This window comes from Micromonospora sp. RHAY321 (assembly GCF_023896955.1).
In the GTDB taxonomy this organism is placed as follows: domain Bacteria; phylum Actinomycetota; class Actinomycetes; order Mycobacteriales; family Micromonosporaceae; genus Micromonospora.
In genome coordinates, this window is the sequence record NZ_JAMHIW010000012.1 from 121,592 (window position 1) to 138,003 (window position 16,412).

A 16,412-nucleotide genomic window follows, 5' to 3' on the forward strand; every position below is an offset into this window, starting at 1 on the left:
ACGGTAGCGGCCCGATCGCCCCCTCGTCGGCCCTCGGGAGGCGGTCGGGCCGTACACGGGTCACCCGGCGACGATGCCGACCGCCGATCGGGCCGGGCGGTGGCGCAGCAGCCGCCACGTCGGCAGCACGCTCGCCAGCACCGCGAGCAGCAGGCAGAGCCCCACCACCGCGCCGATCACCGGCCACGGCACGACCAGGTCGACCGTGGCGCCGACCTGTTCGGCCAGGCCGGCGCGGATGCTCAGCAGGCCGGCGAACGCGACGGCGCCGCCGAGCACCGCGCCGATCAGCACCACCAGGGCGGACTCCGCCGTGACCAGCCAGAGGACCTGTCGGCGGGTCGCGCCGGCCAGCCGGATCAGCCGCAGGTCGGCTGCCCGGCCGGCGGCTGCCAACAGCAGCGTGTTGGCCACCGCGATGGCGCCGTAGCCGGCCGACACACCGATCAGCAGCAGGGTGCACAGCCAGACGAGGCGGTCCTCGGCGCGGTCCGCCTCCGCGGCCCAGGCGGGGACGTCGATGATCCGCGCCCCGAGCGGAGGATCGACCCGGTCCCGGACGTACACCGTGGAGGTCAGCGCGGAAGGGTCGTAGGCCCGCACGACGGCACGGGGCAGGAGAAGGTCCCCGGGGACCGAGATGTCGGTGACCACGGCGACGACGCGCAGCGGCACCCGCTCCCCGTCCGCGAAGACCACCGGGTACGGCTCCGGCGGCAGACCGGGCGCCGGCGCCGCCGAGGCGGTGAGCGCCACCGTGTCGTCGCCGCGCAGGTCGTCGAGCGAGCCGGCGACGACGTCGAGCACCCGGTTCGCCTCGGCGAAGCCGGCCGGGTCCACGCCGAGCGCGTTCAGCGGCCGGATCCCCGTCGACGGTTCGGGTTCGGTGACGAACACCGTGGTCGGCAGGAGCGCGGTGCCGCCGGTGGCGGCGACGGCACGGTCCGACAGGCCGGGTGCCCGGTCGGGCGCGATGATCCAGCCGGCGTTCACATTGTCCGCCCGGCCCGCCGTGTACGCCGCGGTCGTGGTGAGCACCATCCCGGACACCAGCACCGCGAAGGCGACCGTGAGCAGCACCGGCGCGGCGGTCGACGCGGTCCGTCGGGTCGCGGTCAGCGCCCCGGCCCGGACCAGCAGCCCGATCGCGCCGCCGCGCCGCCGCACCGGGGAACGCAGCAGCCGCACCGCCGGCCCGACGATCGCCGGTGCGAGCACGGTGGATCCGGTGACCAGGGCCATCACCGCGTACAGGGCGTAGGTGGCACCGTCGCGGGCGTCGTCGGAGGTGGCGGTACCGAGGCTGAGGGCGGCCCCGGTCGCCAGGAGAAGCGCCCCGGCGGCGACACGCAGCCGCCCGATGGGTCGCTGCTCCACCGCCGCCTCGCGCAACGCCTCCAACGGGGGGATCCGCGCTGCCCGGCGCGCCGCCGACCACCCGGCGAGCAGCGCCACGACCGGCCCGACGGCGAGCGAGGCCGCGAGCGGCCACAGGACGTACCGGACCCGGAAGGTCGCCGGCTCCAGGCCGACGTCGACCAGCACCCGGCCCAGCGCGGGGGTGAGCGCCGCTCCGACCAGGAGGCCGGCGAGCCCGGCCGCACCGCCGACGGTGAGCGCCTCCCTGTGCACCATTCGACGGATCTGGCGGGGCGTGGCGCCGACGGCACGCAGCAGGCCCAGCTCGCGGCGGCGCTGCGCGACGGTGAACGCGAAGGTGGAGGCGGCCACGAAGACCGTGACGAAGCCGGCGAGGGCCGCCGTTGCGGTCAGGACCTGCATCCCGATCCAGCGGGTCCGGGCATCACCACGCGGCTCCAGCGCGCCGCGCCGGTCGCCGGTGAGCACTCGTCCGTCACCGCCGACGACTCCGCGTGCCTCGGCCCCGACCCGTTCCGGGTCGGCGCCCGCCGCCAGCATCAGCCCGATGGCCCGGACGCCGGGTGCGAGGGTGGCGGCGACGTCGTCCGCGACGTGGACGCCCGGCGCGTCGAGGAGACCGGTGACCGTGTACGGCTCCGGACCGGCCGCGGTCAGCAGGGTGACCGGCGTGCCGGGCCGCAGCCCGAGCGCACGGTCGACGACGACCTCGCCGGGCCGGCGGGGCGGCTCGCCGGCCGTCAGACGCAGTCCACCCAGCCGGGCACTGGACCAGCCATGCCCCTGGTGGGCGTCCTCCCGCTGGCCGTCGCTGGCCGGGGGCCGGCCGTCGACGAGCGGCTGGGCGTAGAAGGTCCGGTCGGGGATCGCCGCCGCGACGCCGGGCAGGCCGGCCAGCCGTCCGGCGAGTTCCGTCGCCCTCGCGGCGGACCAGGGGCGGGTCGGCGCGAACGAGTCGGCCCTACCCGCCTCGGGGCTCTGCACGACGACCGCCGCCCGCGCCAGCCGGTCCGGCACCTGTGGTCGCCCGGAGGCGAGCAGCAGGGTGGCCGCCGTGACCAGCGCGACCCCGATGGCGACGGCCACGAACGCGCCAGCGGACCGCCGGACGCTCAGCACGACGGCTCCACGGCCGCGTCCGCCGCCGGCCGCGAGATACCCGTCGGATCGGTGTCCCGCTCGGCGATCCGTGCGGCGACGACCGCGGCCGTGATGCCGCCGGTCAGTTCGTCGGCGAGGCGGCCGTCGGCGAGCAGGAGGACCCGGTCGGCGTACGCGGCGGCGGCGGGATCGTGGGTCACCATGACGACCGTCTGCCCGTGGTCGTCGACGAGCCCTCGCAGCAGCCGCAGGACCTGCCGGGACGCGGCGCTGTCCAACGCCCCGGTCGGTTCGTCGGCGAAGACGACCACCGGACGGGTGATCAACGCCCGTGCCACCGCGACGCGCTGCTGCTCGCCGCCGGACAGTTCGCTCGGCCGGTGCCGGGCCCGGTCGGCCAGTCCCACCGCGTCGAGCGCGGCTTCGACGTCCCGGGCCGGCGGGCGGCGTCCGGCCAGGCGCAACGGTAACTCGACGTTCTGCGCCGCGGTCAGCGTGGACACCAGGTTGAACGCCTGGAACACGAAGCCGATGCGGTCGCGCCGCAGCCGGGTCAGCGCGTCCTCGCCCAGATCGTTCAGGCTGGTGCCGTCGATCGTGACGGTCCCCTCGGCCGGCCTGTCCAGCCCCGCCGCGCAGTGCAGCAGAGTGGACTTCCCCGAGCCCGAGGGGCCCATCACCGCCGTGAACGTGCCGCTGGCGAAGCTGGTCGTCACGCCGTCGAGCGCCGTCACCCGCCGGGTTCCGGTGCCGTACACCGCGCGCAGCCCCGTGAGGGTCACCGTGTCAGTGGTCATGACCGCCACGGTGCCGGCTCGGGCGGGTGCCGCGCGTCGTGCCGGCGCGGACACTTTCGGGCCATCCCACGGGTGGAGTCGGAGGCCCGCAAGCGCCGGCACCTCGTCCTCGGGAATGACCACCCGCAGGTGGACGCGGCCAGCCCGGCCGGCCGATACCGTCTGACAGGTGACCGCTCTCCTGCTGACCCGGCGGCTGCGGCCGGTGGATCTGTACATCGTGGACGCCGTGCTGGCCGTGGCGGTCGGCGGGCTGCTCTGCCCGTACGCGGCGCTGGAGTCGCCGCTGCACGGCGGCGTACGCGAGCCGCTCTGGGTGTCCGTGCTCGTCGGGATGGCCCTCGGGCTGCCGTTGGCCGTTCGGCGGCGGTGGCCGATCGCCGTCGCCGTCGTGATCAGCGGCAGCACCACCGGGGCACTGGTCACCGGCGTGATTCCCAACTACGCCGCTGCCGCGCCGGCGCTCGCCATCGGCCTGTCCTTCTACACCGTGGCCGTGTCGACGGCCACCCGCCGGTCGATGCTCTGCGCGGCCGGTTGTCTCGCTCTGGTGAGCGTCGCCCTGGTGCTGACAGCGGGCGACCTCTGGTCGCGGACCGGTGGGGTCGTCTACGCCGCCGTCATGATCACGCCGGCCTGGCTGACCGGCTGGTTGATCCGGGAGCGACGCGCGCTCGCCGCCCGGCAGGGCGAGCACCTGGTCCGTCAGGCCGCCACCGAGGAACGGCTGCGGGTGGCCCGGGAGCTGCACGACGTGGTGGCACACACGATGAGCCTCATCGTGGTGAAGGCGGCCGTCGCCAACCACGTCGCCGAGGCCGACCCGCGTGAGGCGGGAGCCGCGTTGCGGGTGATCGAGGAGACCGGCCGCAACGCGCTGACCGACATCCGCCGGGTGCTCGGCGTGCTGCGCGAGGGCACCCCGTACGCGCCGGCACCCGGGCTGGACGAGTTGCCCGGCCTCGCCGAGCAGGCGGCGATCGGTGGCGTCGACGTCCGGCTCGACGTCCGACGCGAGGAGACGGACGGCGCGGTGCCGGAGTCGGTGGGCCTCGCGGTGTACCGGATCGTGCAGGAGGCGGTGACCAACGTCGTGAAGCACGCCGCCCCGGCGTCCTGTCGGGCGACGGTGACCGTGACGCCCGGCGAGGTGCGCGTGGAGGTGACCGACGACGGCCGGCGCCCGGTCCTGCCGGGAGGGGACGGGCACGGTCTGACCGGCATGCGGGAGCGGGTGGCGTTGCACGGCGGGGACCTCCGTGCCGGACCGCAGGCCGGCGGAGGTTTCGCGGTGCGGGCGCGGCTGCCGTACCGGGTGGCCGCGTGATCCGGGTGCTGATCGCCGACGACCAGGCACTGCTGCGCGGCAGTTTCCGGCTGCTGGTCGACCTCACCCCGGACTGCACGACCGTCGGCGAGGCGGGCACCGGCGTCCAGGCCGTCGCGTTGGCCGGCCAGCACCGCCCGGACGTGGTGCTGATGGACGTCCGGATGCCGGAGATGGACGGCATCGAGGCGACCCGGCGGATCTGCGCGGATCCGGCGACGGCGGGCACCCGGGTGCTCATCCTGACCACGTTCGACCTGGACGAGTACGTCTACGGTGCGCTGCGCGCCGGGGCCAGCGGCTTCCTGCTCAAGGACACCCCACCGGCGGACCTGCTGGCCGGCATCCGGGTGGTCGCCGCCGGCGAGGGTTTGCTCGCGCCGACGGTGACCCGCCGGCTGATCGACGAGTTCGCCCGACGGCCCGAGCCGGCCCGGCCGCTGCCGCGACGGCTGGACGGGGTGACCGAGCGCGAGCGGGAGGTGCTCGCGCTGATCGCCCGTGGCCTGTCCAACGCGGAGCTGGCCGCGCACCTCAACCTCAGCCTGGCCACGGTGAAGACGCACGTCGGGCGGCTGCTGACCAAGCTGGCGGTACGCGACCGGGCGCAGCTCGTCATCGTCGCCTACGAGACGGGCCTGGTCGGGCCGGGCGGCCTAGGCTGAGCGGGTCGGCCCGGCGCGCTGAGGAGGAGCACATGACCCGCTACGTCGCCCTGTTGCGCGGGGTCAACGTCGGCTCCACCCGGCTCGCGATGGCCGACCTGCGCCGGCTGGTCACCGACCTCGGGCACGACGACGTGCAGACGTACCTGCAGAGCGGCAACGTGGTGTTCGGCAGCAGCGTCCGCGACGCCGGGAAACTCGCCGGTGGGATCGAGCGGGCGCTCGCCGACGAGCTGGGGCTGACCGTGCCGGTGCTGGTCCGCAGCACCCGCGAGTTGGCGGCGGTGGCCGGCGGCAACCCGTACGCCGAGCGGGAGGACGACCCGACGAGGCTGCTGGTGGCCTTCCTGGCCACGGCCCCGAAGCAGTCGGCGGTGGGCGCGCTGACCGTGCCGGGCGGTGAGAACGTGGCGTTCACGGTGACCGGCCGGGAGGTCTACCTGCACTTCCCGGACGGCGGCTACGGGCGGTCGAAGTTCACCAACGCGTACCTGGAGAAGAAGCTCGGCGTGGTGGCCACCACCCGCAACTGGAAGTCGGTGCGCGCCCTCGCGGAGCTGGCGGCCGGCTGAGCCGGCAGGTGGCCGCGACGGCCCGGCCGCGACCACCCAGCCGGGCCGGTCAGAAGTGGTACGCGGTCTCGTACTCCGGCAGCAGCACCCGGCTGCGCGGCGAGATCCGGCGCACCGCCGCGATCATGTCGTCCAGTCGGGGGCGGTCGGCCGGTGCGACGACCGGCGGGTTCTGCAACCTGGTCTCGAAGTTGTCCCAGTGCACCGGCACCACGACCTTCGGGTAGTCCAGACCCGCCAGCAGCCGGGGCAGGTAGTCGCCGGTGGTGGTGGCGCTCTGCATGGCCACCATGGCGACGTCCGGCGCCAGACCGGTGAGGTTCCGCTCGGCGACGTCGCTGGCCCCCGTGAGGTAGACCGACGGGCCACCGTCGACCCGCAGCAGGTAACTCAGCGTGTCCCCCTCGGGCAGGTCGGCGATGGTCGCCGGCAGCGCCGGCTGGCTCACCCGCACCCCGGGGAACGCCACCGAGTACGAGGGGTTGCGGCTGTGCAGCGAGCCGACCACCTCGACGGTGTGATCGCCGAAGTCCAGCACCTCCCCGCCCTTCACCGGGCTGAGCTGCGTCGACGGCATCCCGTAGGCCAACCCCAGGTGGTACGCGGTCAGCGTGCCGAACACCCGCGCGCCGGTGCGCCCGGCGATGTACGGCACGTCCATGAAGTGGTCCCAGTGGGTGTGCGTGACCAGCACCGTCGTGGCCCGGTCGACGCGCGGGTCGATCACGTCGGTCCGCACGGTCAGCGCGGTCGCCTGGTTGAACGCGCCGGTGAACAGGCCGGTGTCGATCCGGCTGAGGTACGGGTCGACCAGCACGGTCCGGCTTCCGATGTCGATGCGCCAGCCGGCCGTACCCCACCAGCGGAAGCTGACCGCGCCCCGGCGGCCGCTGGTCGGTGCGGGGGCGGCGGCCGGCGGCGCGGCCTGGGCCGGGGCGGCGGAGGTGGCGGCGAGACCGCCGGCGGAGACGAGGGCGGTGGTGGCTGCGGCGTCGCGGAGGAAGCGACGGCGGTCGAGACTGGGCATGACGGTTCTGCTCCCCGTGGTCGGGCGATTGGTCGACACGAGCCAATCAGCGTCACCCGGCCCAGGTCCAAGATCCATCACCGTCGGCTCCGATACGCCCGCGCATATCGGGCCAGCTCAGCGGTGGTGCCCCGAAGCTCCGGCGCTCGGAAAATCACTCGCCGCGCAGCGCCTCGACGGCCGTCCGGGCCGCGTACCCCATCGCCATGTCCACGTCGATCCGGCGCGGGGCGAGCCGGTCCGCGCGGGCGAAGATGGCGATGGCGTACCGGCCGCCGTCGGGATACTCGGCGACCCCGGCCTCCAGGTGCAGCCCGGGCAGGGTGCCGGTCTTGCCGGACACCCGCACACCGGGCGGGAACCCGGCGGCCAGCCGGGTCCAGAAGATCTGCCCGGCCATCCAGGTGCGGACCATCGCGCAGGCCGCCGCCGGCCCCGCCTCGTCGCGCCAGATGAGGGCGAGCAGCCGGGTGATCTCCCGGGCGGTGCTGGACGTGGTGCGCGACGGGTCGAACACCCGCATGGCCCAGACCCGGTCCTCCGGCAAGGTGGGGAAGACCCGGGCGAACTCCGCCTCGGTCCGCGCGCCCACGTCGGCGAGCATCGCCTCGACCAGGTCCCGGGGGCCGCCGAGAACCCGGGTGCGGGTCAGCCCCAACTCGGCGGCGAGCATCGGCAGCAGGTCCGGGCCGACCCGGCGCAGCAGCAGGTCGGCGGCGGTGTTGTCGCTGACCGACATGGCGAAGTACGCCAGGTCGCGCAGCGACACCTCGGCGTCGTCGGTGCAGCCGGCCAGCCCCCACCCGCCGAGCCGGTCGTCGGCGGTGACCAGGATCCGCTCGGTCGGGTCCAGCTGACCGGCGACGACCTGCCGGGCGAACTCCAGCACCAGCAGGATCTTGAAGATCGAGGCGATCACCACCTGCTCGTCGGCACGCAACCCGACCTCCCCCCGGCCGCCGATCAACCCGTCGACCGGACCGTCGGTCAGGTCGACGGCGTCCAGGTCGACGGCGTGCAGGCTGGCCGTCACACCCGCTCCGGCGAAGATGGCCTCGATGCGCTCCCCCACGTCCACCCCGGCACGGTATCCAGCAGCGCGATGCCGGCGCTGGCGTAGGGTCCGGCCGTGGACCTGCTCCGGCACCTGCGGCACTTCGTGGTGGTCGCCCACGAGCTGCACTTCGGGCGGGCGGCCGAGCAGCTCGGCATGGCCCAGCCGCCGCTGAGCCAGTCGATCCAACGGCTGGAACGGGAGCTGACCGTCGAGCTGTTCGACCGGTCCCGCCGCCAGGTGCGGCTCACCACCGCCGGTGAGCTGCTGCTCGGTGAGGCGGAGGAACTGCTCGCCGGTGAGGGTCGGCTGCGCAACCTCATGGGGCAGGTCCGCGCGGGCGAGCTGGGCGTCCTGCGGGCCGGGGTGCCACCGGAGACACCCGCGGTGACCCTGCGGGCGCTGCTGGACGAGCTCGCCAGCCGGGCACCCGGGCTGGACGTGGAGCTGCACGAGCTGACCACCGGCGAACAGGTGCGGATGCTCACCGAACGGAACCTGGACGTGGGCCTGGTACACCACCCGGTGACGGCGGACGGACTGCGCTTCGGCGCCCCGGTCGACGTACCCCTGGGGGTGCTGCTGCCGCGAACCTCGCCGCTGGCGCGCGGCCGGGAGGTGACGCTCGCCGCGCTGGCCGGCCTGGACCTGGTGGCCGCGCCCCGGGCCACCGCACCGGGCTGGCACGACCACCTGCTGGCGGTGTGCCGGCGGCACGGCTACCGGCCGGCCCGGGTCCGCCCGGCGCGCAACCCGGAGTTCCTCTTCGGGTTGGTGCTGGCCGGTGGCGCGGTGGCCGTGGAGCCGGCGACGGTGGCTCGTCGGGAGCCCCGGATCGCGTGGCGGCCCATCGCCGACGCGCCCCTGGCCAAGCGCACCTCGGCGGCCTGGCCGGACCGCTCGGCGCACCCGGCTGCGCCGATGTTCGGGCAGCTCGCCGCCGAGGTGCTGGCCGCCGCCGAGCCCGCACCGCACACGTCGGCCGGCCCACCGTCGGTGCCGGCGGCGCGACCCTGGCCGGTGCTCTTCGACACGACCGGGTGAGCGGGTCCACGTTGCGCTCGTCACCCTGAGAACGGCGGTGAATCCACCTCCCGCTCGGGTAGGGATAACAGGTGGCACGCGTGGACGTGATCGCACGCCTGGGTGCCTCGGACGAAGACGCGAAGGAGCCGCAGTGGCCAACACGATTCCCGACATCAGCCTGAACGACGGCACCACCATTCCGCAGCTCGGCTTCGGGGTGTTCCAGATCGAGCCGAAGGACACCGTCGAGGCGGTGACCAAGGCGCTGGAGGTGGGCTACCGGCACATCGACACCGCCGAGATGTACGGCAACGAGGCCGAGGTGGGCGAGGCCGTACGCGTGTCCGGCCTGGACCGGGACGCGGTCTACGTGACCAGCAAGCTGAACAACGCCTTCCACCGCCCCGACGACGCCCGCAAGGCGTTCGACTCGACGCTGGCGGCGCTGAAGATGGACTACATCGACCTGTTCCTCATCCACTGGCCGCTGCCGACCCTGTACGACGGCGACTTCGTCTCCACCTGGAAGGTGCTGGAGGAGTTCCAGCGCGACGGCCGGGCCCGCTCGATCGGCGTGTCGAACTTCCAGGTGTCGCACCTGCAGCGGCTGGCCGCCGAGGCGGACGTGGTGCCGGCGGTGAACCAGATCGAGGCGCACCCGTACTTCGGCAACGAGGAGGTCCGCGCCTACGGCCGCCAGCACAACATCCTCACCGAGGCGTGGTCGCCGATCGCGCAGGGCAAGGTGCTGGGCGACCCGACGGTGGTGGACATCGCCGAGCAGCTCGGCCGGACCCCGGCGCAGGTGGTGCTCCGCTGGCACGTGCAGCGCGGCGACATCATCTTCCCGAAGTCCACGACCCCGGAGCGGATCGAGGAGAACACCCGGATCTTCGACTTCGAGCTGGACGACACCGCGATGGAGCGGATCACCGCGCTGGACAAGGGCGAGGCCGGCCGGCAGGGCCCGAACCCGGACACGTTCGCCTACCTGCCGGAGTAACGCGACGGCCGGCGACGGCGCACACAGAAAGGGGGCCCGACCGGGCCCCCTTTCCGTGTGAAAGGACCGCCCCCGGCGATGTCGCTCCGCCGTACCACCCCGGCTCTGCTGTCGTTGCTCCTGCTCGTGCCCGCGGCCTGCGCGCCGAGCCAGGCCGCCGAGACCCCCCGCTGGTCCGCGCCGGCCACGTCGGCCCCACCGGAGCCGCGTCCCGCGCCGACCTCCACGGCCGAGGTACGCAGCCTGGTGGGCAAAGCCATGCTGGACCTGAACGCGGAGTTCCACCCGGAGACCGCCCAGTACACCGACGAGAACACCGACGCGTGGAAGCTGATCTCCCTGTGCAAAGCGAGCCTGCCGTCGGACATCAAACGCACCGCGCACCGGGAGCGGACCTGGGACGGCGAGAGCGTGTGGATCCGGCAGTACGTCGTCGGCTACCTGAAGGTGCCCGGCCGCAAGCTCGCCGACGAGCTGCGGTCCGTCCTCGCGACGTGCAAGGAGTACGAGGTGCCCGACGACGGGCGCACGTCGACGGTCCTGCGGCCCTCGCCCCCGCCGGTGCCCAACGGCCCCGACGTGATCACCTTCTGCGAGCGGTTGAAGGGCAAGACGACCCGCCACCAGTGCACGCTGGTCCTGGTGCGTGGCAACTTCGTCATGGAGGTCGACGCCTCGGCGAGCGACGGTGACCTGGCGGCCGGCACCGCGCTGATCGCGAAGATCGCCCCGCTCGCGGTTGCCGCCATGGAGAAGATCGCCTGAACGCCGCCGCGGGGCGGACGCCGCTGCTGCCGCGCCCGCCCCTCCCCCGGCTGGCGGCCCCACGCCAGCCTCCGTGGTCAGATCCGGCCCACGGAGTCCTGGTTCTGCAGCACCAGCCACCGGCCGTGCTGGTAGGTGTAGCTCACCCCGATCAGCAGCGGCACCCTGGTGCCGGTGGCCGGCACCGCGTAGACGGAGTCGAACAACACGAAGCCGGTCTGGCACCCCACCACGGTCTGCTTGGCCACGCTGAACGACTGCGTCCAGGAGTCGTCGGCGAAGAAGCGCCGCAGCCAGTCGACGGTGGCCCGCTTGCCGTCCAGCACCTCCCCGTCGGAGGCGAAGACGCTGGTGACGTCGGGATGCAGCAGCGCGGCGAAACCGTCCAGGTCACGCCGGGCCGTGGTGTCCACGTACGCCCGGACGGCACGGTCGAAGGCGCGCTCGCAGCCCCGGGCCGCCGCGTCACCGGTTGGTGTGTCATCCGCGCCGGGGGTGGCGGCCGACACCGCTGCGGGAGCCGCGGCCAGCAGGCCGGCGGTGAGCCCGACCAGGGCGATCGTGCGGCCGAGCCGGCCGGCGGGACGGGCGGAGGCAGGTGGGCGCATCGGGTTCTCCTCGGGTCGAGTGGCTCTGCCGTCGCAGCCAACCCGACCCGCCGCGCCACCGGGTAGTGATTCGAACCAGCTCGAATGCGGAGCGCGCGTCGACGCCACCGCTTGTACGATCCGCGCTGTGATGGTCGCGCATCTGGACGGCCCGAGCCTCGCCCGGCTCCGGTTGGCGATCTCGCCGGCCTGGGAGGTGACGTCCTGGCTGCGGGCCGCGCTCTCGCGGTTCGGGCATCCGGTGCACGGCGATCCCGGCCCGGCCGCCCGCGCCGCGCTGCGGCACCCCGACGTGGCCCTGGTCGCGGAGCTGGTGACCCCGCCCGGCCGGGTCGGCTACACGCCGGACCTGCTCACGCCGAAACCGCCGCTGGGCCCGCTCGACGCGGTCTTCGACCAGCAGTTGGCGGCCATGGCGGCGACACCGGACGACGAGGTGGCGACGCAGGTGAACGAGCGGTTCCGGGCGGGCGGGATGCCGGCGCGGGTCCGCGCGGCGGTCGAGGACGGCACCCTGGCCCGCCGGGTCACCGACGGGTTGCTGCACTTCTGGCGGGCCGCGCTCGCCGAGCAGTGGCCAGCGGTGCGGGCCACGCTGGAGGCCGAGCTGGCCGTCCGGGCCACCGCCATGGCCACCGTCGGTGTGGGCAGCATGCTGAACAACCTGCACCCGAAGGTCGGCTGGACCGGCGGGTCGCTGACCATCGACAGCTCGTACCGGATCACCACTGCCCTGACCGGTGCGGAGCTGGTGCTCGCGCCGTCGGCGCTGGCCTGGCCGCAGGTGTCCACCCAGCTCTGCGACGAGGGCAACGCGGTGCTGGTCTATCCGCTCGGCGTGGGGCGGGCGGAGCAGCGCCGGGCGGGCCGGCTGGACGACCTGCTCGGCGCGAGCCGGGCGGCGATCCTGGCGGACCTGGACGTGCCCCGCTCCACCGCGCAGCTCAGCGAGCGGCACCAGTTGGCCCCGGCCACGGTCTCCTACCACCTGGGCGTGCTGCTGCGCTCCGGCCTCGTGGCACGCAGCCGGGAGCGGCACAGCGTGCTCTACCGGCGATCCGCCCACGGGGACGCGCTGGTCGGCTGCCGGCCGGGTCAGGAAGCGACGCGCTCGGCGAGCCGGCGGAACGCCGCCTGGGTCGGCGAGCCCGGCTCCGGTACGTAGACGATCATCTTCTGGTCGGTCTCCGGCACGTACAGCACCCGGCACTCGAACTCCAACGGCCCCAGCTCGGGGTGTGGCACCCGCTTGACGACCGGGCGCCGTTCGGCCACGTCGTGCTCGGCCCAGAGCTGGGCGAACCGGGGCGAGGTGCCGAGCAGTTCGGTGACCAGCTGCTGAACCTGCCGGTCACCGGGGTAGCGGCCGTAGGCGGCGCGCAGGTCGGCGACCGAGGTGCGGACGAACCGCATCAGGTCGGGGTCGGTCCAGTGGCTGTCGTCGGCGGGCCGGCGGAACATCCAGCGGATCATGTTGCGGTCCGTGGCGGGCACACTCGCCAGGTCCCCGACGAAGTACGTGGCCAGCCGGTTCCAGGCCAGCACGTCGTAGCTGGCGTCGACCACGTACGCGGGGGTCTCGGTCATCGCGTCGATGAGGTGCCGCAGGCCCGGGGTCAGCTCCCGGCTCGGCCCGGCGGCCGGTGGTGGGCTCTCCCCCGCCACCCGGAACAGGTACTCCCGCTCGTCCCGGCTGAGCAGCAGTGCCCGGGCCAGCGCGGACAGCACCTGCCGGGACGGGTGCGGCCCTCGACCCTGCTCGATGCGGATGTAGTAGTCGACCGACATGCCAGCCAGTTGGGCCACCTCCTGCCGGCGCAGCCCGGGGGTGCGGCGCCGTACCCCGTCGGGAAGGCCGACCTCGGCGGGGCGCAGTCGCGCGCGACGGCTGCGCAGGAACGCCGCCAGCTCGTCGCGTCGCAGGCAGGGGCGGGTCATGTCCTCAAGCTTGCCTCAGCCACCGCCGGTGAGGGTGGTACCACCGGTCCCAGCCTCAGCCGGTCTCTCCCGCCGGCTCGGCCGGGTGGGCAGCCTCGGGGCATGACGAACATGATCGCCCTGATCACCGGGGCCAACAAGGGAATCGGCCTGGCCACCGCCCGGCAGCTCGGCGCGCGGGGCATGACCGTGCTCGTCGGCGCCCGGGACGCCGAGCGAGGCCAGGCAGCGGAGCGGGAACTGCGCGACGGCGGGGCGGACGCCCGGTTCGTGCCACTGGATGTCACCGACGCCGAATCGGTGGCGGCCGCCGCGAAGCTGGTCGAGCGGGACCACGGCCGGCTGGACGTGCTGGTCAACAACGCCGGCATCGTGCTCGGCGACGGGCAGCGGGCACTGCCCAGCGACACCACCGTGGCGACGCTGCGCCGCGTGTTCGAGACGAACGTGTTCGGGGTGGCGGCGGTGACCAACGCGATGCTGCCGCTGCTGCGCCGAGCGCCGGCCGCGCGGATCGTCAACGTCTCCAGCGAGGTCGGCTCCATCGCGGTGATGACCGACCCGGCGGGTGCGCTGTTCGCACTGACCTCGGTGCCGTACCCGTCGTCGAAGGCGGCGCTGAACATGCTCACCGCCATGTACGCCAAGGAGCTGCGGGACACCCCGATCAAGGTGAACGCCGCGAACCCGGGTTACTGCGCCACCGACTTCAACGGCAACAGCGGCTTCCGGACCCCTGAGCAGGGCGCCGAGGTGAGCGTGCACCTGGCGACGCTCCCGGCGGACGGGCCGAGCGGGCTGCTGTGGGGCTTCCAGATGGACGCCGGCGGCGGATACGGGGTGCTGCCCTGGTGAACGCTTGACCTCGAGTGCGCTCCAGCCGGCAGGGTGGTGTGCGGGCGCCCACCGGTAGGGCGCACGAGAGGAGATCCTCATGCGGTACCGCACGATCGGCGCCGACCCGGCGACCCGGCGCGAGGTCAGCGTGCTCAGCCTCGGCGCGATGCTGTTCGGCAGCGCCACCGACGAGGCCACCTCGTACGCGATCCTCGACCGGTACGTCGAGGCCGGCGGCACCTTCATCGACACGTCGGACAACTACGCGTTCTGGGTGGACGGCGGCCAGGGTGGGCAGAGCGAGGAGCTGCTCGGGCGCTGGCGGCGCAGCCGGGGCGTCGGCGCCGAGATCGTCATCGCCACCAAGCTGGGCGCCCGCCCGCTGGCCCCGGGGACCAGCTACCTGGACAACGCCGAGGGCCTGTCGGCGAAGGTGATCCGCGAGTCGGCGCAGCGCAGCCGGGACCGGCTCGGCGTGGAGCGGCTGGACCTGCTCTACGCGCACATCGAGGACCGCGCGGTGCCGCTGGCGGAGACCGTCGAGGGCTTCGCCGAGCTGGTCGCCGAGGGCACGGTGGGCCTGCTGGGGGCGAGCAACCACCGGGCCTGGCGGGTCGAGCGGGCCCGGGCGCTGGCCGCCGCCGCCGGCCTGCCGGGGTACGAGGTGCTCCAGTACCACCACACCTACCTGGCTCGGCGGTCCGACATGGCCAACGCACTCGACCCGGACGGCGACCCGGGCTCCGCCGGCCCCGACCTGCTCAGCTACCTGCGCGTCGAGCCCGAGCTCACCCTGGTGGCGTACTCCCCGCTGCTCAAGGGTGCGTTCACCCGGGCGGACAAGCCGCTCGGCCCGGAGTACGACCTGCCGAGCGCGCCACGCCGGCTGGCCGCGCTGAGGGAGGTGGCCGGACAGACCGGGGCAACGGTCAACCAGGTGGTGCTCGCCTGGTTGCTCGGCGGCGACCTGCCGACGATCCCGCTGGTGGGCGCCTCCTCGGTGGCCCAGCTCGACGAGAGCCTGGCGGCCGTGGACCTGGAACTGACCGACGAGCAGCGGCACCGCCTCGACACCACCTGGTGACCTGCGATGGATCGCCCCGCCGGCGTCAGCCCTCGGCCGGCGGGGCGGTCAGGTCGAGCTGCCAGTCGTTGGCGCGCATCAGGTGCCCCGGCGGGTACTCGAAGCCCGTCTCGCCCAGCAGTGTGAAGCCGACCTTGCGGCAGACCGCGTTCGAGGCGGGATTGTCGACCGACGGGTAGGCGTGCGCGTAGCGGTGGGTCCGCCGGGCGCGCGCCACGTCGACCACCGCGCGCACCGCCGCGGTCGCCAGCCCCTGCCCCCGGTACGCGGGCAGCACCGCCCAGCCCATCTCGTACACCGGCTGGTCGCGCCACTCGCGGGTCCAGTAGCCGACGCTGCCCGCCCGCGCGCCGTCGGGCAGCACCAGGGTGAACATGCACCCCTGGCCGCCCTCGGCGAAGTGCACGTAGCGGTCGTGCCGGGCGAGCACCTGCTCGTCGGTCTCCGGGCCGCCGGTGTGCTGACGCGTCTCCGGTGAATTGAGCTGTTGCAGCAGGTCGAGGTCGCCCTCGTGCCACGGCTCGATGCGTACCTGCGTCATCCCGCCCCCTGTTCGTCGACCCCATTCAAGCCGACGCCACCGACATCGCGGGCCGCTAGATCCGATCTAGCGGGCCGCCGGCCGCGCTCTCGCGCCTCACGGTTGAGACCACGAGCCGGGAGGGGGAACGATGACGCCGCTCAGGATCGCCGTGATCATCGGCAGCACCCGGGAGGGGCGGGCCGGTGACGGGGTCGCTCGCTGGTTCGTCGACCAGGCCGAGCGGCACGACGACCTCACGGTGACGGTCGTTGACCTCACCGAGTACGACTTCCCGGCCAGCTACCCGGCCGCGCCGACCGCGTCCATCCGGGCGTTCGTCCGCGAGGTCGGGCGGGCGGACGCGTTCGTCGTGGTCACCCCCGAGTACAACCACAGCTTCCCGGCACCCTTGAAACAGGCGATCGACTACGCGTATGACGAGTGGCAGGCCAAACCGGTCGGCTTCGTGTCGTACGGCTGCCGTTCCACCGGCATGCACGCGGTCGACCAGCTGCGCACCGTCTTCACCGCACTGCACGCGATGACGGTGCGCGACGTCGTCGGCATCGACCTGCTGGCCGGTGAGCCGACACCGCACTGCACCGACGAGCTGCGCCGCGACACCCGCGCCCTGCTCGACCAGCTCCGCTGGTGGGGTCTGGCGCTGCGCGACGCCCGCGCCGCCCGGCCCTACGCCTCCTGAGA

Annotated in this window: 17 protein-coding genes; 10 read left to right on the top strand and 7 right to left on the bottom strand. The window is 74.0% G+C overall.

Features of this window, described 5'->3' with window-relative positions:
• Positions 1-60: 60 nt before the first annotated feature.
• Both M8C17_RS22955 and M8C17_RS22960 read right to left on the bottom strand, forming a co-directional pair.
• On the bottom strand, positions 61-2,499 hold the full coding sequence (locus M8C17_RS22955; protein ID WP_252418596.1) for an ABC transporter permease: 2,439 nt from the start codon (positions 2,497-2,499) through the stop codon (positions 61-63).
• Positions 2,493-3,278: an ABC transporter ATP-binding protein gene (locus M8C17_RS22960; protein WP_252418597.1), complete on the bottom strand. Its 786-nt coding sequence runs from the start codon at positions 3,276-3,278 to the stop codon at positions 2,493-2,495. The genes M8C17_RS22955 and M8C17_RS22960 overlap by 7 nt, the downstream gene beginning before the upstream one ends.
• Positions 3,279-3,447: 169 nt before the next feature.
• On the opposite strand from M8C17_RS22960, the gene M8C17_RS22965 reads away from it, so the two are divergent.
• The 3 genes from M8C17_RS22965 to M8C17_RS22975 are packed head-to-tail and all read left to right on the top strand — an operon-like array spanning position 3,448 to position 5,842.
• Positions 3,448-4,605 carry a sensor histidine kinase gene (locus M8C17_RS22965; RefSeq protein WP_252418598.1) on the top strand — a complete coding sequence of 386 codons (1,158 nt, stop codon included), beginning with the start codon at positions 3,448-3,450 and terminating at the stop codon, positions 4,603-4,605.
• Positions 4,602-5,270, top strand: coding sequence for a response regulator transcription factor (locus M8C17_RS22970; RefSeq protein WP_252418599.1), 669 nt, complete (start codon positions 4,602-4,604; stop codon positions 5,268-5,270). The genes M8C17_RS22965 and M8C17_RS22970 overlap by 4 nt, the downstream gene beginning before the upstream one ends.
• 32 nt (positions 5,271-5,302) lie before the next feature.
• Complete coding sequence (locus tag M8C17_RS22975) at positions 5,303-5,842, top strand: DUF1697 domain-containing protein (protein WP_252418600.1); 540 nt, start codon at positions 5,303-5,305, stop codon at positions 5,840-5,842.
• Between the two features lie 49 nt (positions 5,843-5,891).
• Here M8C17_RS22975 and M8C17_RS22980 read toward each other — a convergent pair whose 3' ends face one another.
• Positions 5,892-6,869 carry an MBL fold metallo-hydrolase gene (locus M8C17_RS22980; protein WP_252418601.1) on the bottom strand — a complete coding sequence of 326 codons (978 nt, stop codon included), beginning with the start codon at positions 6,867-6,869 and terminating at the stop codon, positions 5,892-5,894.
• Positions 6,870-7,023: 154 nt separating this feature from the next.
• Positions 7,024-7,947: a serine hydrolase gene (locus tag M8C17_RS22985; protein ID WP_252418602.1), complete on the bottom strand. Its 924-nt coding sequence runs from the start codon at positions 7,945-7,947 to the stop codon at positions 7,024-7,026.
• Positions 7,948-7,998: 51 nt separating this feature from the next.
• On the opposite strand from M8C17_RS22985, the gene M8C17_RS22990 reads away from it, so the two are divergent.
• The 3 genes from M8C17_RS22990 to M8C17_RS23000 all read left to right on the top strand — a co-directional run bounded on the left by M8C17_RS22990 (position 7,999) and on the right by M8C17_RS23000 (position 10,717).
• The gene (locus tag M8C17_RS22990; RefSeq protein ID WP_252418603.1) at positions 7,999-8,967 is read left to right on the top strand and encodes a LysR family transcriptional regulator; all 969 of its coding nucleotides are present in this window, start codon (positions 7,999-8,001) and stop codon (positions 8,965-8,967) included.
• 133 nt (positions 8,968-9,100) lie between these two features.
• Positions 9,101-9,952 carry an aldo/keto reductase gene (locus tag M8C17_RS22995; RefSeq protein WP_252418604.1) on the top strand — a complete coding sequence of 284 codons (852 nt, stop codon included), beginning with the start codon at positions 9,101-9,103 and terminating at the stop codon, positions 9,950-9,952.
• A 78-nt stretch (positions 9,953-10,030) separates the two neighbouring features.
• The gene (locus tag M8C17_RS23000) at positions 10,031-10,717 is read left to right on the top strand and encodes a hypothetical protein (RefSeq protein ID WP_252418605.1); all 687 of its coding nucleotides are present in this window, start codon (positions 10,031-10,033) and stop codon (positions 10,715-10,717) included.
• Between the two features lie 77 nt (positions 10,718-10,794).
• Here M8C17_RS23000 and M8C17_RS23005 read toward each other — a convergent pair whose 3' ends face one another.
• Entirely contained in the window at positions 10,795-11,325 is a 531-nt protein-coding gene (locus tag M8C17_RS23005) for a nuclear transport factor 2 family protein (protein WP_252418606.1), read from the bottom strand.
• Positions 11,326-11,455: 130 nt separating this feature from the next.
• Between M8C17_RS23005 and M8C17_RS23010 the strand changes: the two genes are divergently transcribed.
• Positions 11,456-12,490, top strand: coding sequence for a winged helix-turn-helix domain-containing protein (locus tag M8C17_RS23010; protein ID WP_252418662.1), 1,035 nt, complete (start codon positions 11,456-11,458; stop codon positions 12,488-12,490).
• Here the strand turns inward: M8C17_RS23010 and M8C17_RS23015 are convergent.
• On the bottom strand, positions 12,421-13,263 hold the full coding sequence (locus tag M8C17_RS23015) for a helix-turn-helix transcriptional regulator (protein WP_252418607.1): 843 nt from the start codon (positions 13,261-13,263) through the stop codon (positions 12,421-12,423). The two genes, M8C17_RS23010 and M8C17_RS23015, sit on opposite strands and share 70 nt — an antisense overlap.
• Before the next feature lie 102 nt (positions 13,264-13,365).
• Between M8C17_RS23015 and M8C17_RS23020 the strand changes: the two genes are divergently transcribed.
• Together M8C17_RS23020 and M8C17_RS23025 are read left to right on the top strand one after the other, a co-directional pair.
• Positions 13,366-14,118: an SDR family oxidoreductase gene (locus tag M8C17_RS23020; RefSeq protein WP_252418608.1), complete on the top strand. Its 753-nt coding sequence runs from the start codon at positions 13,366-13,368 to the stop codon at positions 14,116-14,118.
• 79 nt (positions 14,119-14,197) lie between these two features.
• Positions 14,198-15,184 carry an aldo/keto reductase gene (locus M8C17_RS23025; RefSeq protein WP_252418609.1) on the top strand — a complete coding sequence of 329 codons (987 nt, stop codon included), beginning with the start codon at positions 14,198-14,200 and terminating at the stop codon, positions 15,182-15,184.
• Positions 15,185-15,209: 25 nt separating this feature from the next.
• Here the strand turns inward: M8C17_RS23025 and M8C17_RS23030 are convergent, their stop codons facing one another.
• Positions 15,210-15,725 carry a GNAT family N-acetyltransferase gene (locus tag M8C17_RS23030; protein WP_252418610.1) on the bottom strand — a complete coding sequence of 172 codons (516 nt, stop codon included), beginning with the start codon at positions 15,723-15,725 and terminating at the stop codon, positions 15,210-15,212.
• Between the two features lie 130 nt (positions 15,726-15,855).
• Here M8C17_RS23030 and M8C17_RS23035 point away from each other — a divergent pair, with 130 nt between their 5' ends.
• Entirely contained in the window at positions 15,856-16,410 is a 555-nt protein-coding gene (locus M8C17_RS23035; protein ID WP_252418611.1) for an NADPH-dependent FMN reductase, read from the top strand.
• The last annotated feature ends 2 nt before the right edge of the window (positions 16,411-16,412 follow it).

What these genes read in the sequence shown, in the direction of transcription:
- M8C17_RS22960 (WP_252418597.1), bottom strand. Translation starts at nt 3,278, where the DNA reads ATGACCACTGACACGGTGACCCTCACGGGGCTGCGCGCGGTGTACGGC.
- M8C17_RS22975 (WP_252418600.1), top strand. Translation starts at nt 5,303, where the DNA reads ATGACCCGCTACGTCGCCCTGTTGCGCGGGGTCAACGTCGGCTCCACC.
- M8C17_RS22980 (WP_252418601.1), bottom strand. Translation starts at nt 6,869, where the DNA reads ATGCCCAGTCTCGACCGCCGTCGCTTCCTCCGCGACGCCGCAGCCACC.
- M8C17_RS23000 (WP_252418605.1), top strand. Translation starts at nt 10,031, where the DNA reads ATGTCGCTCCGCCGTACCACCCCGGCTCTGCTGTCGTTGCTCCTGCTC.
- M8C17_RS23005 (WP_252418606.1), bottom strand. Translation starts at nt 11,325, where the DNA reads ATGCGCCCACCTGCCTCCGCCCGTCCCGCCGGCCGGCTCGGCCGCACG.
- M8C17_RS23010 (WP_252418662.1), top strand. Translation starts at nt 11,456, where the DNA reads ATGGTCGCGCATCTGGACGGCCCGAGCCTCGCCCGGCTCCGGTTGGCG.
- M8C17_RS23015 (WP_252418607.1), bottom strand. Translation starts at nt 13,263, where the DNA reads ATGACCCGCCCCTGCCTGCGACGCGACGAGCTGGCGGCGTTCCTGCGC.
- M8C17_RS23020 (WP_252418608.1), top strand. Translation starts at nt 13,366, where the DNA reads ATGACGAACATGATCGCCCTGATCACCGGGGCCAACAAGGGAATCGGC.
- M8C17_RS23025 (WP_252418609.1), top strand. Translation starts at nt 14,198, where the DNA reads ATGCGGTACCGCACGATCGGCGCCGACCCGGCGACCCGGCGCGAGGTC.
- M8C17_RS23030 (WP_252418610.1), bottom strand. Translation starts at nt 15,725, where the DNA reads ATGACGCAGGTACGCATCGAGCCGTGGCACGAGGGCGACCTCGACCTG.
- M8C17_RS23035 (WP_252418611.1), top strand. Translation starts at nt 15,856, where the DNA reads ATGACGCCGCTCAGGATCGCCGTGATCATCGGCAGCACCCGGGAGGGG.